At 62.2% G+C, this 15,999-nt stretch carries 13 protein-coding genes; 12 read left to right on the top strand and 1 reads right to left on the bottom strand.

Translation table 11 applies throughout. From position 1 onward, the window contains the following. Positions 1–42 precede the first annotated feature (42 nt). From J8I87_RS28195 to gloA, 6 genes are all read left to right on the top strand, one after another. The gene (locus J8I87_RS28195; protein WP_209935384.1) at positions 43–2,409 is read left to right on the top strand and encodes an LPS-assembly protein LptD; all 2,367 of its coding nucleotides are present in this window, start codon (positions 43–45) and stop codon (positions 2,407–2,409) included. Positions 2,410–2,630: 221 nt separating this feature from the next. Then, positions 2,631–4,010 carry a peptidylprolyl isomerase gene (locus tag J8I87_RS28190; RefSeq protein WP_209935382.1) on the top strand — a complete coding sequence of 460 codons (1,380 nt, stop codon included), beginning with the start codon at positions 2,631–2,633 and terminating at the stop codon, positions 4,008–4,010. A 14-nt stretch (positions 4,011–4,024) separates the two neighbouring features. Next, complete coding sequence (gene pdxA / locus J8I87_RS28185) at positions 4,025–5,026, top strand: 4-hydroxythreonine-4-phosphate dehydrogenase PdxA (protein WP_209935381.1); 1,002 nt, start codon at positions 4,025–4,027, stop codon at positions 5,024–5,026. Between the two features lie 19 nt (positions 5,027–5,045). Further along, positions 5,046–5,876 carry a 16S rRNA (adenine(1518)-N(6)/adenine(1519)-N(6))-dimethyltransferase RsmA gene (gene rsmA / locus J8I87_RS28180; protein ID WP_209935380.1) on the top strand — a complete coding sequence of 277 codons (831 nt, stop codon included), beginning with the start codon at positions 5,046–5,048 and terminating at the stop codon, positions 5,874–5,876. A gap of 214 nt (positions 5,877–6,090) precedes the next feature. Then, the gene (locus tag J8I87_RS28175) at positions 6,091–7,218 is read left to right on the top strand and encodes a porin (protein ID WP_209935379.1); all 1,128 of its coding nucleotides are present in this window, start codon (positions 6,091–6,093) and stop codon (positions 7,216–7,218) included. A gap of 111 nt (positions 7,219–7,329) precedes the next feature. Further along, positions 7,330–7,716 carry a lactoylglutathione lyase gene (gloA, locus tag J8I87_RS28170; protein ID WP_209935378.1) on the top strand — a complete coding sequence of 129 codons (387 nt, stop codon included), beginning with the start codon at positions 7,330–7,332 and terminating at the stop codon, positions 7,714–7,716. A 652-nt stretch (positions 7,717–8,368) separates the two neighbouring features. On the opposite strand, the gene purB is transcribed toward gloA, so the two are convergent. Next, positions 8,369–9,757, bottom strand: a complete 1,389-nt coding sequence (gene purB, locus J8I87_RS28165) for an adenylosuccinate lyase (RefSeq protein ID WP_209935377.1) — start codon at positions 9,755–9,757, stop codon at positions 8,369–8,371. Between the two features lie 162 nt (positions 9,758–9,919). Here purB and J8I87_RS28160 point away from each other — a divergent pair, with 162 nt between their 5' ends. The 6 genes from J8I87_RS28160 to J8I87_RS28135 all read left to right on the top strand — a co-directional run bounded on the left by J8I87_RS28160 (position 9,920) and on the right by J8I87_RS28135 (position 15,829). Next, on the top strand, positions 9,920–10,876 hold the full coding sequence (locus J8I87_RS28160; protein ID WP_209935375.1) for a LysR family transcriptional regulator: 957 nt from the start codon (positions 9,920–9,922) through the stop codon (positions 10,874–10,876). 163 nt (positions 10,877–11,039) lie between these two features. Beyond that, entirely contained in the window at positions 11,040–12,332 is a 1,293-nt protein-coding gene (locus tag J8I87_RS28155) for a Glu/Leu/Phe/Val family dehydrogenase (RefSeq protein ID WP_209935374.1), read from the top strand. Positions 12,333–12,711: 379 nt separating this feature from the next. Then, positions 12,712–13,605: a glutamate/aspartate ABC transporter substrate-binding protein gene (locus tag J8I87_RS28150; protein ID WP_209935373.1), complete on the top strand. Its 894-nt coding sequence runs from the start codon at positions 12,712–12,714 to the stop codon at positions 13,603–13,605. A gap of 84 nt (positions 13,606–13,689) precedes the next feature. Then, complete coding sequence (locus J8I87_RS28145) at positions 13,690–14,430, top strand: amino acid ABC transporter permease (RefSeq protein WP_209935372.1); 741 nt, start codon at positions 13,690–13,692, stop codon at positions 14,428–14,430. Continuing rightward, entirely contained in the window at positions 14,430–15,107 is a 678-nt protein-coding gene (gene gltK / locus J8I87_RS28140; RefSeq protein WP_209935371.1) for a glutamate/aspartate ABC transporter permease GltK, read from the top strand. The genes J8I87_RS28145 and gltK overlap by 1 nt, the downstream gene beginning before the upstream one ends. Then, entirely contained in the window at positions 15,104–15,829 is a 726-nt protein-coding gene (locus J8I87_RS28135; protein ID WP_209935370.1) for an amino acid ABC transporter ATP-binding protein, read from the top strand. The genes gltK and J8I87_RS28135 overlap by 4 nt, the downstream gene beginning before the upstream one ends. The last annotated feature ends 170 nt before the right edge of the window (positions 15,830–15,999 follow it).

The raw sequence follows: 15,999 nt of genomic DNA, 5'->3' as shown, positions 1-15,999 counted from the left end.
GGGCGGATGAACTGACAGCAGGGCCGATACGCCAAACGATACATGCCGCCCAAAAAGCTTTTCCCAAACACTCCCTCTTCTGACGGCCTGCCGCGCAGAAGGCGGCTCGCAGCGGCGCTGGTCGCCGTGCCGGGCCTGCTGCCCGCGCTTTCGCATGCGCAGCTGGCGGGGGAGGCGGCGCAAGCACAGCCGATCGACGCGCCGTGGGGCCTGCGGCTGGACCCTCAACTCGAGGAACACCCGACGCCTCGCGGCCAGAGTTCCGCGACCTTCGTGCTCGGCGACTCGACGACGGGGACGGCCGACCAGGACATCGCGGCGAAGGGGTCCGCCGAAGTCCGCCGCGGCACCTCGGCGCTCAAGGCCGACGCGCTACATTACGATCAGGATACGGACATGGCCGACGCGTACGGCAATGTCCATCTGTCGGGAAACGGCAGCGTATTCATGGGCCCGGAAGCGCACATGAAGGTCGAGTCGAGTGAAGGCTTCATGACCGCGCCGAAGTATCGCTTCAACGTGACGGGCGGCTCGGGCAGCGCGGAGCGCGTCGATCTGCTCGACAACGAACGCTCGGTGTTCACGCGCGGCACCTATACGGCGTGTCAGTGCGCGGAAGATCCCGCGTGGTACATCAAGGGCAGCGAGTTCGATTTCGACACGGGCTCCGACGATGGCGTCGCGCACAACGGCGTGCTGTTCTTCCAGGGCGTCCCCGTGTTTGCGAGCCCGTGGCTGTCGTTCCCGCTGTCGGGCGCGCGGCGCAGCGGCCTGCTGCCGCCTACCGCGTCGCTCAGTTCGACCAATGGCTTCGAGCTGTCGCTGCCGTACTACTTCAACATTGCGCCGAACCGCGATCTGACCTTGACGCCACGCATCCTGTCCAAGCGCGGCGTCCAATGGCAGGCGAACTTCCGGTATCTGTCGCCGACGTATAGTGGTTCGATCACGGGCGAGTTCCTGCCCGACGACAAGATCACCCATACGAACCGCTACGCGCTGTATATCCAGCACAACCAGAACTTCGGTTCCGGCTTCGGCGGCTACATTTACTACAACAAGGTCTCGGACAACACGTATCCGGAAGACCTGTCGTCGGCGACGAACCAGTTCCTGAACGGCACGCAGCTGCTGTTCCAGCAGGAAGCTGGCCTCACGTACAACAACGGGCCGTGGTCCGTGCTCGCGCGCGAGCAGCACTGGCAGACGCTTTCGCCGTCCACCGCGCCGTACGGCCGCGAGCCTCAGTTGAACGTGAAGTACGGGAAGTACAACGTCGGCGGCTTCGACTTCGGCGCGGAAGCGGACTATTCGCGCTTTCGCATCACGACGGCGGACTCGACGGAAGGCGATCGTGTCGTCTTCAATCCGTACCTGTCATATTCCGTCGTCGGTCCGGGCTACTTCGTCACGCCGAAAGTGCAATGGCACTTCGCGTCGTATGACCTGAGCAACATCGGCTCGGATGCACCCCCCGGCCAGCCGAAGAATTTCACGGAGTCGGTGCCGACGTTCTCGTTCGATACCGGCCTGATCTTCGACCGCTCGGTGCGCGTGTTCGGCGAAGACTATATCCAGACGCTCGAACCGCGTCTGTACTACGTCTATACGCCGTATCGCAACCAGAACTTCGCGCCGCTGTTCGACACGGCCGAATCGGACTTCGGTCTGGCTGAAATCTTCACGCCGAATACGTTCGTCGGTAACGACCGTATCGCCGATGCGAACCGCCTGACGGCCGCCCTCACGACGCGTTTCCTGAACCCCGCGACGGGCGACGAACGCGCGCGCTTCGTGATCGCGCAGCAGTACTATTTCCGCGACCAGCGCGTGACGCTGAACCAGACGCAGACGACGGAACAGGCGACGCATTCGGACCTGATTCTCGGTGCGTCGCTGAAGCTCGGGGCAGGTTTCGCTTCGGAAACGGCGTTCCAATATAATGCGGACAACAACCAGCTGGTCAAGACCAGCGTCGGCTTCGGCTATAGCCCGCAAGCCGGCAAGGTGATCAACGTCGGATACCGTTACACGCGCGCCAACACGACGCTCGAAAATCAGCCGATCAACCAGTTGCTAATTTCGGGCCAATGGCCGTTGGCGCATCGCGTCTTCGGCGTCGGGCGGATCAACTACGATCTGAAGGGACATCGCGCCGTCGATGCGCTCCTCGGCGTGCAATACGACGCGGATTGCTGGACGCTCGGCGTGGGCTTCCAGCGTTATGCAAACGGGGTGAACACGACGGGCAGCCAGACCTCCGGGACGCGGGTGCTCGCTCAGTTGACGTTCAAGGGGCTGTCGAGCGTCGACAACGGGCTGATGTCCGCGTTCCGCGCGAGCGTGGCGGGCTATACGCCGCTGCCGCCGCCGCCGCCGCCCGAATCGCAGTTCAACAACTACGAATGACGGACCGCTACCGCGTCGTTCGCAGTCGATACGCAAACTGGAGTTTGCATGGGACCAGAGTAAGGCGCTAAAGCGCCAACTCTGGTCGACTAGCCATGGGGCTGGAGTAAGGCGCTGAAGCGCCAACACCAGCCGACAGGGCATGGGACCAGAGTAAGGCGCTAAAGCGCCAACTCTGGTCGACAGACGGGCCGAGCGTGCCCGACATCTTTGGAGTATCTGTGGCAATCATGAAAAAGCTTCGCCTGGCAACGTTCGCGACCGGCCTCGCTGCGGCCGCTTCCATTCTGCTGGCCGCCCCTGCACATGCGCAGGCGCTGAGCGGCGACAGTAATGCCCAAACGGTCGACACGATCGCGGCTGTCGTCAATAACGGCGTCATCACGCAGCGCGAGCTCGACATGCGCGTCGGCCTGATCACGAAGCGGCTGGAGCAGCAGCACGCGCCGATTCCGCCGGCGGACCAGTTGCGCCAGCAGGTGCTGAACCAGCTGGTGCTGGAACGCATCCAGCTGCAGAAGGCGCGCGAAGACGGCATCAGCGTGGACGACACGACGGTGCAGCGCACGCTCGAACGTCTCGCGCAGGCCAACAACATGCCGCTCGAAATGTACCGCGCGCGCATCGAGGCGCAAGGCGTGCCCTGGGCGACCTTCACGGGCGATGCGAAGACGGAGCTGATCCTGTCGCGCCTGCGCGAAAAGGAAGTGGACAGCAAGATCACCGTATCGGACGCGGAAGTGGCGAACTACATCGCGAGCCAGCGCGGGCCGACGGCGGGGCTGACGAGCGATCTGCACTTCGAGCACATCCTGCTGAAGGCGCCGCTCAACGCGCCGCAGACGGACATCGAGGCGGCCCAGGCGAAGGCGAATTCGCTGCTGCACGAAGCGATGAACGGCGGCAACTTCGAAAAACTCGCGAAGGCGAATTCGCAGGCTCCCGATGCATCGAAGGGCGGCGACATGGGTTTCCAGAGTCCGTCGAAGCTGCCGCCTGAATTCGTGACGGCGGCATCGACACTGCGTCCGGGCCAAGTGAATCCGACTGTGATCCGAACCAGCGACGGCTTCGAGATCGTGCGTCTCGTCGAGCGCCGCTCGGGCCAGGGCTCGGCTTCCGCCGACTCGACGAAACTCGTGCAGACGCACGTGCGCCACATTCTGCTGCGCGTCGGCGAAGGCATGTCGGAGCCGCAGGCACGTCAGAAGCTGCTCGAAATCCGGCGCGATATCGAAACGGGCCAGGGCGATTTCGACAAATTCGCGCGCACGTATTCGCAGGACGGCTCTTCGTCGCAAGGCGGCGATCTCGGCTGGATCAGCCCGGGCGAAACGGTGCCCGAGTTCGAGCGCGCGATGAACGCGTTGCAGGACAACCAGATCAGCCAGCCGGTGCGAAGCGAATACGGCTACCATCTGATTCAGGTGCTGGGCCGCCGCGAAGCCGAAGGCTCGGTCACGCAGCAGATGGATCTCGCGCGCCAGGCCATCGGCCAGCGCAAGGCGGAGCAGGCGTACGCCGACTGGCTGCGTGAACTGCGCGACACCGCGTATGTCGATTACAAGGTAGGCCCCGTTATGGGAACGTCCGCACAATAGTCTCTGGAGTCGTCATGACCGCTGCCAAGCCCTCGAACGCACCGCTGAATATCGCGATCACCACGGGCGAGCCTGCTGGCGTCGGTCCTGAACTGACGGCACAGGCGCTCGCCGCGGCGAGCGCGCACTGGCCCGATGCGCACTTCACGGTGCTCGGCGACAGCGGCTTGATGGCGGACCGCGCGAAGGCCGTCGGGATCGACTGGGCGCGGCAGCAGGGCGGCCGCGTCACGACACAGCATCATGCGCTCGCTGCGCCCGCGCAGGCCGGCAAGCTCGACGTGAGGAACGGTCCGTACGTGCTCGGCCTGCTCGATGCCGCGATTGACGGCGCGCTCGCCGGCACGTTCGATGCTGTCGTCACGGCGCCGCTGCAAAAGAGCACGATCAACGACGCGGGCGTGCCTTTCACCGGTCACACCGAATATCTGGCGGAACGCACCCATACGCCGCGCGTCGTGATGATGCTGGCGGGCACGGGAGCAAGGCCGCTGCGTGTCGCGCTCGCGACGACGCATCTGCCGTTGAAGGACGTGTCGGCGGCGTTGACTGTTGACGGGCTCGTCGACACCCTGCGTATCATTGATCACGACCTGCGTCATCATTTCGGCTTGCCCGCGCCGCGCATTCTCGTCACGGGCCTCAATCCGCATGCAGGCGAAAACGGCTATCTGGGCCGCGAGGAAATCGACGTGATCTCGCCGGCACTGAAGCTCGCGAATGAGCAGGGCATCGACTCGCGCGGTCCGTATCCCGCCGATACCCTGTTTCAGCCGCGCTATCTGAACGAAGCCGATTGCGTGCTCGCGATGTTCCATGACCAGGGCCTGCCCGTGCTCAAGTACGCGACGTTCGGCGAAGGCATCAACGTGACGCTGGGCTTGCCGATCATCCGCACGTCCGTCGATCACGGCACCGCGCTCGACCTTGCGGGCACCGGCCGCGCCGACGCGGGCAGCCTGATCGCCGCGATCGACACGGCCGTTTCCATGGCGCGCAACCGCCGCGCCGCATGATTTTTTTGTAGCTTTGCCGATGTCCAACAGTTCAAGCAAACAGCACCAGGGCCACTTCGCGCGCAAGCGCTTCGGACAGAATTTTCTGGTCGACCTGGGCATCATCGATTCGATTGTCGACGTGATCCGTCCGCAACGCGGCGAGCGCATGGTCGAAATCGGGCCGGGGTTGGGCGCGCTCACCGAGCCGCTGATCGAGCGGCTCGCGACTCCCGAGACGCCGTTGCATGCCGTCGAGCTGGACCGCGACCTGATTGGGCGTCTGAAGAAGAAATTCGGCGATCTGCTCGAGTTGCACGAAGGCGACGCGCTCGCGTTCGACTTCGGCTCGCTCGCGCAAGCGGGCGACAAGCCGACGCTGCGCATCGTCGGCAATCTGCCGTACAACATTTCGAGCCCGCTGCTGTTCCATCTGACCGCGTTCGCCGATCGCGTGATCGATCAGCATTTCATGTTGCAGAACGAAGTGGTCGAGCGCATGGTCGCCGAGCCTGGCAGCAAGGCGTTCAGCCGGCTGTCCGTGATGCTGCAGCACCGCTATGTGATGGACAAGCTGCTCGACGTGCCGCCTGAATCGTTCCAGCCGCCGCCGAAGGTCGATTCGGCCATCGTGCGGATGATTCCCTATGCGCCGCACGAACTGCCTTCCGTCGATGAAACGACGCTCGGCGAAGTCGTCACGGCTGCGTTCTCGCAGCGTCGCAAGATGTTGCGCAATACGTTGTCGGCGTATCGCGATACCGTCGATTTCGACGCGCTCGGCTTCGATCTGCAACGCCGCGCCGAAGACGTGCCCGTCGATGAATATGTGGCCGTCGCGCAGGCCGTGTCGCGCGCATCGCGAGCCTAGCCGGAAGATCCGCCACGGCAGCTCGTTGCATTCGCACGGATCTCTGTAGGCAGCCCGCAACATGCGGGCTTTCTTTTATCTTCCGAACCCTTCATACCGATTAATCTTTAGCCTACTTAACGCTCGCCGATTTGCGACTCGCCGCGCACCGTCTCACTGCTTGATGACATTCCCACGCTGTTCAATGCCCATGCATACCTGATGAGGAGACGGCATGACGAAGGTGACCAGGGGGCTCACGGTCTGCGCATGGGCTGCGCTTTCCGTTGCATTGATGAGCGCGGCGGCTCACGCGCAATCGAGCGTCACCTTGTACGGCATCGTCGACGAAAGCGTCCGTTACATGACGCACGTGAACAGGAATGGCGATTCGAGCGTGGGTCTCGGCAACGGCGGCATGTCGGAGAGCCGCTGGGGCTTGCGCGGCGTCGAGGATCTGGGCGGCGGCTGGTCCACCTTCTTCAAGCTCGAAAACCGCATCTATATCAACACCGGCCAGAGCGATCCGACACTGCCGTTCATGAACGAAGCGCAGATCGGCGTGCAATCGTCGTCGTATGGCAAGCTGATCTTCGGCCGGATGCCGAACGTGCTGATCGAAGGCATCACGATCGGCGGCTACGGCAGCAATCCATGGATTCCGTACGACTTCAGCTTCCAGCCTGAGGTGACGATGTCGGGCGGCATCTGGACGAGCAATCAGGTGCAGTACCAGGCGCGCGCGCATGACGTGCTGTTGTCGGTTGCGTATGCGTTCGGCGGGGTCGCGGGACATGCGTCGTACGGCTCGCAGTTTGGCGTGGCCGCTGCATATGCGCCAAGCGGCGGGCCCGTGAACCTGGGCGGCGCCTATGAAGAGTCGCGCGATTCCGTGAACGGCAGCACGGCGAAAGCGTGGACATTCGGCGCGTCGTACATGTGGGCCCAGACGCGCGTTGCGCTCGGCTATATCGTCAACCAGAACGATGCGGGCTTTTCGAACTTCGCGAATGGCCCGTTCACGGCGCCCATCCTCGCCGCGCTCAAGTACACGGACTTTTCACGCAGGCGCATGATACTGGGCGGCATCACGCAACAGGTGGGCGCGGCATGGCATTTCGCGGCGAATGTGTGGCGGACCTTGCAGGACGGCAAGACGGCCGCGCAGGACGGCTCTGCATGGCAGTACCAGCTCGTCGCCGACTACAATATGTCCAGGCGCACGGATGTCTATCTCGAAGCTGATTACGCGCTGTATCACGGCGATCTGATCGGCGCGCAATTGCAGGGCGTCAACGGTGTGGGGCTGGCGCAGAAGGGCTCGCAGATCGGCTTGATGGCGGGGCTGCGGCATCTGTTCTGAAAGCGCCTCGCGTGCGTGCGCGGGCATCTCGCGAAGGCCGCGTTCAGCGGGCGTGCGGCTTTTTCGGTACATTTACGTCCTCGATATCATCAAGCAACAAGGGAGTACACGATGCGCCTTCTTCACACCATGCTTCGGGTAGGCAATCTCGACCGCTCGATCAAGTTCTATACGGAGCTGCTCGGCATGAAAGTGCTGCGCCGCAATGATTATCCGGAAGGCAAGTTCACGCTCGCGTTCGTCGGTTACGAGGATGAAAAAGACGGCACGGTGATCGAGCTGACCCATAACTGGGACACCGAGTCATACGACATGGGTGACGCATTTGGCCACCTCGCAATCGAAGTCGACGATGCGTATGCCGCGTGCGAAAAGATCAAACAGCAGGGTGGCACGGTCGTGCGCGAAGCTGGCCCGATGAAGCACGGCACGACGGTGATCGCGTTTGTTACGGACCCTGACGGGTATAAGATCGAGTTTATTCAGAAGAAGTCTTAAGGGCTGTTTTTGGCTGCGGCCGCTTGCCTTGGTATCGGCAATGCGGCTCGTGTTTAGCCGCTGTCGTTGGCATCCGCGAGGCGGTTTGTGTTTCGGCCTGTCGCTGGCATCCGCGAAAGCGCCTCGCGGCGCGGGCGTTGCCCCTGTGCGGGGCGGCACCTACTTTCTTTGCCGCGGCAAAGAAAGTAGGCAAAGAAAGCCGCTCACACCGCCAATCCTTGTTCCTACCCACGGGCTCTCAGCGTCCCCATACTTATTGCGCTAGCGTACCGGCGAGCGTTCGTTGCCAACGTGCTGGCTAACGCCTCACCCGCATCTGGCGCTTGCGCACCGACATACAGCGCCGAACATCTCACCGCCCTTGTCAGCGTGGGGACGTTGAGGGCCCGTGGGCAAGTGCTGTACTCGGAACGTTGGGGACCCGTGGGTAATCGTCAAGCGGCTCGGGTGAGCCGCTTTCTTTGCTTACTTTCTTTGCGGCGGCAAAGAAAGTAAGTGCCGCCCCGCACAGGGGCAACGCCTGTGCCGCGAGGCGCATCGCGGATGCCCGCGAAAGGGCAAAGCAAATCGCGAATGCCAGCGAAAGCTGGCAAAGCAAACGGCATCGCGCATGCCGCGCAACGCAAAAACCCACATTACCAGCCGCAAATCGTCACTTGATCCGCTTCGCCAGCTCCGCCGCCTTGCCGACGTACGACGCGGGCGTCATCGCCAGCAGACGCTCCTTCGCATCGGCGGGAATCGCGAGACCGTTGATGAACGTCTGCAACGCATCGCGAGTGATCCCCTTGCCACGCGTCAGCTCCTTCAACTGCTCGTACGGATTCTCGATGCCGTAACGGCGCATTACCGTTTGCACCGGCTCGGCCAGGACTTCCCACGTCGCGTCGAGGTCTTCGTTCAGACGTTGCGGGTTCACTTCGAGCTTGTCGAGACCGCGATTGAGTGCGTCGTACGCGAGCAGCGAATAACCAAACGCGACACCGATGTTGCGCAGCACCGTCGAGTCCGTCAGGTCGCGCTGCCAGCGCGACACGGGCAGCTTGTCGGCGAGATGGCGCAGCGTTGCGTTTGCAAGGCCGAGGTTGCCTTCGGAATTTTCGAAGTCGATCGGGTTGACCTTGTGCGGCATCGTCGACGAACCGATTTCGCCCGCCTTGGTCTTCTGCTTGAAATAGCCGAGTGAGATGTAGCCCCACACGTCGCGATCGAGGTCGAGCAGAATCGTGTTCGCGCGTGCGACCGCGTCGAACAGCTCGGCCATATAGTCGTGCGGTTCGATCTGGATCGTGTACGGGTTGAACGTGAGTTTCAGGCGCTCTTCGACGACTTCCTTCGAGAACGCCTCCCAGTCGAACTCCGGATAAGCGGACAGATGCGCGTTGAAGTTGCCGACGGCACCGTTCATCTTGCCGAGCAGTTCGACCTTCGCGATGCGGTCGATCGCGCGCGAAAGACGCGCCGCGACGTTCGCGATTTCCTTGCCGAGCGTCGTCGGACTGGCGGGCTGGCCGTGCGTGCGCGACAGCATCGGCTGGCCGGCCTGCGCGTGCGCGAGCGCGACGAGCCGCTGATGCACGGCGCGCAGCGCGGGCAGGACGACATGTTCGCGCGCGCCCGCGAGCATCAGGCCGTGCGACGTATTGTTGATGTCCTCGGACGTGCAAGCGAAGTGGATGAACTCGCTTGCGCGCTCCAGTTCCGGCTGGCCCTTCACCGATTCCTTCAGCCAGTACTCGACGGCCTTCACGTCATGGTTCGTCACGCGCTCGATGTCCTTGATGCGCGCGGCGTCATGTGCGGTGAAGCGCTCGACCAGTTGCAGCAGGAATTGCTCCGACGCTTCGGAGAAGCGCGGCACTTCGGCAAAACCGGCACGCGACAGCGCGATCAGCCAGTGGATTTCCACCATCACGCGATGGCGCATGAACGCGGCTTCCGAGAGCCAGTCGCGCAGGGCTTCGGTTTTCGATGCGTAACGGCCGTCGAGAGGGGAAAGGGCAGTCAGCGCGAAGAGGGTGTCGGGGCGAGTGTCGGACATGATGGGCGGGCAGGAACGGTGAAGAAAGCAGTACGGGGAGAACCGCGAATTTTACCACTTTGGGACAGTCGGCCCGCAGCGTGCGAGTGCATGGCAGCGCTTCGGGCGGCGCGCCGCCGCTAGAATGCAGGCTTTCCGTCATTGCTGGAGCGCTGGGTCCGTATGGAACTGAAATGGCTCGAAGACTTCGTTTCGCTTGCGGAGACCCGCAGCTTCAGTCGCTCGGCGGAATTGCGGCACGTGACGCAGCCCGCGTTTTCTCGGCGCATTCAGGCGCTCGAAGCGTGGCTCGGGACGGAACTGATCGACCGTTCGGTTTACCCGACGCGGCTCACGGCGGCCGGCCAGGTCTTCTACGAGCAGGCGCTCGCGATGCTGTCGCAGTTCCACGAGGCACGCACGCTGTTGCGCGGCCACACGGCGACGCCCGCCGCGACGATTGAGTTCGCCGTGCCGCACACGTTGTCGCTCACGTACTTTCCGCGCTGGCTGCAGCGCATCGAAGCGCACCTCGGCTCGATCCACACGCGCTTGCGCGCGCTGAATGTGCACGATGCCGTGTTGTCGCTGGTCGAAGGCGGCTGCGATCTGGTGATGGGCTACCACCATCCGAGCCATCCCGTCGCGCTCGATCCCGCGCGCTACGACATGCTCACGCTCGGCATCGAATCGATCAGCCCCTTCTCCGCGCCGGGCAAAGGCGGACGTCCGCGCTACACGCTGCCCGGCACGCCCGACGCGCCGACGCCTTATCTCTCCTACACGCCGAACGCGTACCTGGGCCGCATGACGGAAGTGATCTTCGCGACCGCGCCGGGGCGTCTCTATCTCGACCGCGTGTATGAAACCGACATGGCTGAAGGGCTGAAGGCGATGGCGCTCGCCGGTCACGGCGTCGCATTCCTGCCGCACAGCGCTGTCGAAGATGCCGTCGCCGACGGCCGCCTGATCCGGCTCGACCGGGCCTCGCGCGGCGTCCCGCAAGGACAGCTCACGCTGACGATGGAGATCCGCCTCTATCGCGACAAGCTCGCGGCACAGGCCGACGATGCGCGTCAGCAACTCGTGCGCGCGTTGTGGGACGTCGTGAGCGCGGAGCTCGCGCAAGCCTCGAAGTAGTCAACAGTGCATTGCCGGACTCGCAAATACCAGCTTCGCGACACGTATTTGCGGTTTCCACAGCGTTATGCAAAAAAAACATAAAGGGATGATCAAACGGCATTGGACCCGTTCGGCGCTTTTTTTCGACAATGGCGGCACCCGATAAAACGCTGGAGCGTTCATGTCTACCGCGGCAAATCTGCAGTCCATCCCGTCCTACCTTCACGCCGACGATCTCGGCCCCTGGGGCAACTATCTCCGTCAGGTCGATCGCGTCGCGCCGTATCTCGGCTCGCTGTCGCGCTGGCTCGAAACGCTGAAGCGCCCGAAGCGCATTCTCGTCGTCGATGTGCCTATCGAACTCGATAACGGCACCGTTGCCCACTTCGAAGGCTATCGCGTGCAGCACAATGTTTCGCGCGGTCCTGGCAAGGGCGGTGTGCGTTATCACCAGGACGTCACGCTGTCGGAAGTGATGGCGCTGTCTGCGTGGATGTCGGTGAAGAACGCCGCCGTCAACGTGCCGTACGGCGGCGCGAAGGGCGGCATCCGTGTCGATCCGCGCACGCTGTCGCGTGGCGAGCTCGAACGCGTGACGCGCCGCTATACGAGCGAAATCGGCATCATCATCGGACCGAACACCGACATTCCCGCGCCGGACGTGAACACGAACGAGCAGATCATGGCGTGGATGATGGACACGTACTCAATGAACCAGGGCCAAACTTCGACGGGCGTCGTGACGGGCAAGCCGATCACGCTCGGCGGCTCGCTCGGCCGTCGTGAAGCGACGGGCCGCGGCGTGTTCGTCGTCGGCTGCGAAGCGGCGCGTCGCATCGGCATGGACATCGAAGGCGCGCGCATCGCCGTGCAGGGCTTCGGCAACGTGGGCGGCATCGCGGCGCGTCTATATCAGGAAGCGGGCGCGAAGGTCGTCGCCGTGCAGGATCACACGGGCACGCTGTACAACGAATCGGGCATCGACTCGGTCGCGCTGCTCGATCATGTCGCGAAGCATGGCGGTGTCGGCGGCTACGCTGAAGCAGACAAGATCGCCAGCGAAGACTTCTGGACGATCGAATCGGATATCCTGATTCCGGCCGCGCTGGAAAACCAGATCACCGAAAAGAACGCGGGCAAGATTCGTACGAAGATCATCGTCGAAGGCGCGAATGGCCCGACGACGACGGCCGCCGACGACATCCTGCACGACAAGGGCATCCTCGTGATCCCCGACGTCGTCGCGAATGCGGGTGGCGTGACCGTCTCGTACTTCGAATGGGTGCAGGACTTCTCGAGCTTCTTCTGGACGGAAGACGAGATCAACGAGCGTCTCGAGCGCGTGATGCGCGAAGCGTTCGCAGCCGTGTGGCAGGTGTCGAGCGAGCAGAAGGTGTCGGTGCGCACGGCGGCGTTTATCGTCGCGTGCAAGCGTATCCTGCAAGCGCGCGAGATGCGCGGCCTGTATCCCTGATCCGGGCTCGCAGCCGGTATCGATCGATACACGGCCGCATGGCTGACAAGGCGCCCAACACGGAGGCGGGCGCCTTGCAGGGAACGCGTCACCAGTAGCTTCACCAGCGCGATTGCATGTTCTCGCGCAGAATACCGGGCGGACGGCATCATTCGGGTGCCGTCCGCTTTTGTACAGATGAAGGCGGCTCGACCCGGCAAAAACGACGCATTCGATGACACACGCATCGTCCGGTAACGCCGCTGTAAGCCAATGCCGGCGCCGCGCCGCGCCAAGTGGTGGCTTTATGCAACACTGCGCGCGGAACATGGTTAACAACCATACTTTCAGAATAATTACTGATATAAACTGGCGCCGGTTCTTGCCAAGGAGATCACAAATGAAGGTTAAAAAAGCTGCGCTGCTTCTCGCGACACTGGGTTTGTTCACCGTTGGCGCGCAAGCGCAGGACGCCGGCACGCTGAAGAAGATCAAGGACACGGGCGTCATTTCGCTGGGCCACCGCGAATCGTCGATTCCGTTCTCGTACTACGACGACAAGCAAAACGTGGTCGGCTATTCGCAGGAATTCGCGTTGAAGGTCGTCGAGGCCGTCAAGCACAAACTGAACATGCCGGACCTGAAGGTCAAGCTGACGCCGATCACGTCGCAAAACCGCATTCCGCTGGTGCAAAACGGCACCGTCGACCTCGAATGCGGCTCGACCACCAACAACGCCGAGCGTCAGCAACAAGTCGCGTTCTCGAACACGATCTTCGTGATCGGCACGCGCCTGATGACGAAGAAGGATTCGGGCATCAAGGACTGGGCTGACCTGAAGGGCAAGACGGTCGTCACGACGGCGGGCACGACGTCCGAGCGCCTGCTTCGCAAGATGAATCAGGACAAGAACATGGGCATGAACATCATCAGCGCGAAGGATCACGGGGAATCGTTCCTGACGCTGTCGACGGGTCGTGCCGCTGCGTTCATGATGGACGACGCACTGCTCGCCGGCGAGCGCGCGAAGTCGAACACGCCGAACGATTTCGTGATCGTCGGCGCGCCGCAATCGCATGAAGCGTACGGCTGCATGCTGCGCAAGAACGATCCGGAATTCAAGAAGGTCGTCGACGACGCGATCGCGAAGGTCGAAACATCGGGCGAAGCGTCGCAGATCTACAAGAAGTGGTTCGAATCGCCGATTCCGCCGAAGGGCCTGAACCTGGCCTTCCCGGAAAGCGACGACATGAAGGCGCTGTACAAGGCACCGAACGACAAGGCAATCGACTAACTACGCTGAACTAGTCGGACAACGTGTTGAACGGAACGGAAGGGGCGGGCGCTTCTTCCGTTTCTTTTTGTTGGAGTCTTCGTCATGTCATACCACTGGAACTGGGGCATTCTGCTGAGTCCGGTTTCCACCGGCGAGCCGACCACCTATCTCGGCTGGCTGCTGTCCGGTCTCTGGGTGACGGTCACCGTTTCGCTTTCCGCGTGGGTGATCGCGCTGATCGTCGGGTCGTTGTTCGGCGTGCTGCGCACGGTGCCGAACAAGAAGCTCGCGGCCATCGGCACCGTCTACGTCGCGATCTTCCGTAACATCCCGCTGATCGTTCAGTTCTTCATCTGGTATCTGGTGATACCGGAGTTGCTGCCCGTTTCGATCGGCACATGGTTCAAGCAACTGCCGCCCTCCGCGCAGTTCTTCTCGTCGTCGATCATCTGCCTTGGCCTGTTCACCGCCGCGCGCGTGTGCGAGCAAGTGCGCTCAGGCATCAACGCGCTGCCGCGCGGCCAGCGCGGCGCGGGACTCGCGCTCGGCTTCACGCAATGGCAGACGTACCGCTATGTGCTGCTGCCCGTCGCGTACCGGATCATCGTGCCGCCCCTCACGTCCGAGTTCCTGAACATCTTCAAGAACTCCGCCGTCGCGTCGACCATCGGTCTGCTCGATCTGTCCGCGCAGGCGCGCCAGCTCGTCGACTACACCGCGCAGACGTATGAGTCGTTCATCGCCGTGACGGTCGCTTACCTGCTCATCAACCTGATCGTGATGTCGCTGATGCGCATCGTCGAAGCCAAGAGCCGGCTGCCTGGCTATATCGGAGGCAAGTGATGCATCATTTCGACTGGAGCGGCATTCCGGGCGCACTGCCTACTTTATGGACGGGCGCCGTCGTCACGCTGAAGATCACGATACTCGCGATCGTGATCGGCATCCTGTGGGGCACGGTGCTCGCGCTGTTGCGGCTGTCGTCGGTCAAGCCGCTGGAGTGGTTCGCGAAGCTCTACGTGACGATCTTCCGCTCGATCCCGCTCGTGATGGTTCTGCTGTGGTTCTTCCTGATCGTGCCGCAGGTGTTGCAGAATGTGCTGGGTCTGTCAGCCGACATCGACATCCGCCTCGCTTCGGCGATGGTCGCGTTCTCGCTGTTCGAAGCCGCGTACTACTCGGAGATCATCCGGGCGGGCATTCAGGCCGTGCCGCGCGGGCAGGTCAATGCTTCGTTCGCGCTCGGCATGAACTACGCGCAGGCGATGCGACTCGTCGTGCTGCCGCAGGCGTTCCGCGCGATGGTGCCGCTGCTGCTCACGCAAGCCATCGTGCTCTTTCAGGATACGTCGCTCGTCTACGTGATCAGTCTCGCCGACTTCTTCCGCACGGCCACCAATATTGGCGACCGTGACGGCACGAACGTCGAGATGGTACTGTTCGCCGGTGCGTGTTACTTCGTGATCTGCGTGGTCGCGTCGGGCCTCGTCAAAAGTCTTCAGAAAAAGGTCGCAAGATGATCTCTATCAAGAATGTGTCCAAGTGGTACGGCCAGTTCCAGGTGCTGACCGACTGCACGACGGAAGTGAAAAAGGGCGAAGTGGTCGTTGTGTGCGGCCCGTCGGGTTCGGGCAAGTCGACGCTCATCAAGACCGTGAACGGGCTCGAGCCGTTCCAGAAGGGCGACATCGTGATCAACGGCCAGTCGCTCACCGACAAGAAGACGAACCTGTCGAAGCTGCGCTCGAAGGTAGGCATGGTGTTCCAGCACTTCGAACTGTTCCCGCATCTGTCGATCACCGAAAATCTGACGCTCGCGCAGATCAAAGTGCTCGGCCGATCGAAGGACGAAGCGGCCGCAAAGGGCCTGAAGCTGCTCGACCGGGTCGGCCTGCGCGCGCATGCTGACAAATATCCGGGCCAGTTGTCGGGTGGTCAGCAGCAGCGTGTCGCGATTGCGCGCGCGCTGTCGATGGACCCCATCGCGATGCTGTTCGACGAACCGACTTCCGCGCTCGATCCCGAAATGATCAACGAAGTGCTCGACGTGATGGTCGAACTGGCGCAGGAAGGCATGACCATGATGTGCGTGACGCATGAAATGGGCTTCGCGAAGAAGGTTGCGCATCGCGTGATCTTCATGGATAAGGGCCTCATCGTCGAGGACGACCGGAAGGAAGACTTTTTCGCGAATCCGAAGTCGGACCGTGCGAAAGACTTTCTTGCGAAGATCTTGCACTAAGAGCTTGGAAGATCGATTGATCAAAAGGCCGCTTCTCTGGAAGCGGCTTTTTTTTGTCTTTTCGCAATTGAGTTGCAGATCAGTTACATCTAGCCTGAATTTTCCTTAAATATTTAGGAATATTATCTAGTATTTTGATTTGGAAATCGGAATCGTCTCATGTGAGTAGT

Origin of the sequence: Paraburkholderia sp. LEh10 (assembly GCF_017814945.1) — a bacterium.
Lineage (GTDB): Bacteria > Pseudomonadota > Gammaproteobacteria > Burkholderiales > Burkholderiaceae > Paraburkholderia.
The sequence above is the reverse complement of the archived record's forward strand: the minus strand, read 5'-3'. Positions and strand labels throughout refer to the sequence as shown.

Excerpts from the sequence above, each read along its gene's own strand:
- J8I87_RS28145 (WP_209935372.1), top strand. The coding sequence starts at position 13,690 with ATGTCATACCACTGGAACTGGGGCATTCTGCTGAGTCCGGTTTCCACC.
- pdxA (WP_209935381.1), top strand. The coding sequence starts at position 4,025 with ATGACCGCTGCCAAGCCCTCGAACGCACCGCTGAATATCGCGATCACC.
- J8I87_RS28160 (WP_209935375.1), top strand. The coding sequence starts at position 9,920 with ATGGAACTGAAATGGCTCGAAGACTTCGTTTCGCTTGCGGAGACCCGC.
- rsmA (WP_209935380.1), top strand. The coding sequence starts at position 5,046 with ATGTCCAACAGTTCAAGCAAACAGCACCAGGGCCACTTCGCGCGCAAG.
- J8I87_RS28150 (WP_209935373.1), top strand. The coding sequence starts at position 12,712 with ATGAAGGTTAAAAAAGCTGCGCTGCTTCTCGCGACACTGGGTTTGTTC.
- J8I87_RS28195 (WP_209935384.1), top strand. The coding sequence starts at position 43 with ATGCCGCCCAAAAAGCTTTTCCCAAACACTCCCTCTTCTGACGGCCTG.
- gloA (WP_209935378.1), top strand. The coding sequence starts at position 7,330 with ATGCGCCTTCTTCACACCATGCTTCGGGTAGGCAATCTCGACCGCTCG.
- gltK (WP_209935371.1), top strand. The coding sequence starts at position 14,430 with ATGCATCATTTCGACTGGAGCGGCATTCCGGGCGCACTGCCTACTTTA.
- J8I87_RS28175 (WP_209935379.1), top strand. The coding sequence starts at position 6,091 with ATGACGAAGGTGACCAGGGGGCTCACGGTCTGCGCATGGGCTGCGCTT.
- J8I87_RS28135 (WP_209935370.1), top strand. The coding sequence starts at position 15,104 with ATGATCTCTATCAAGAATGTGTCCAAGTGGTACGGCCAGTTCCAGGTG.
- J8I87_RS28155 (WP_209935374.1), top strand. The coding sequence starts at position 11,040 with ATGTCTACCGCGGCAAATCTGCAGTCCATCCCGTCCTACCTTCACGCC.
- purB (WP_209935377.1), bottom strand. The coding sequence starts at position 9,757 with ATGTCCGACACTCGCCCCGACACCCTCTTCGCGCTGACTGCCCTTTCC.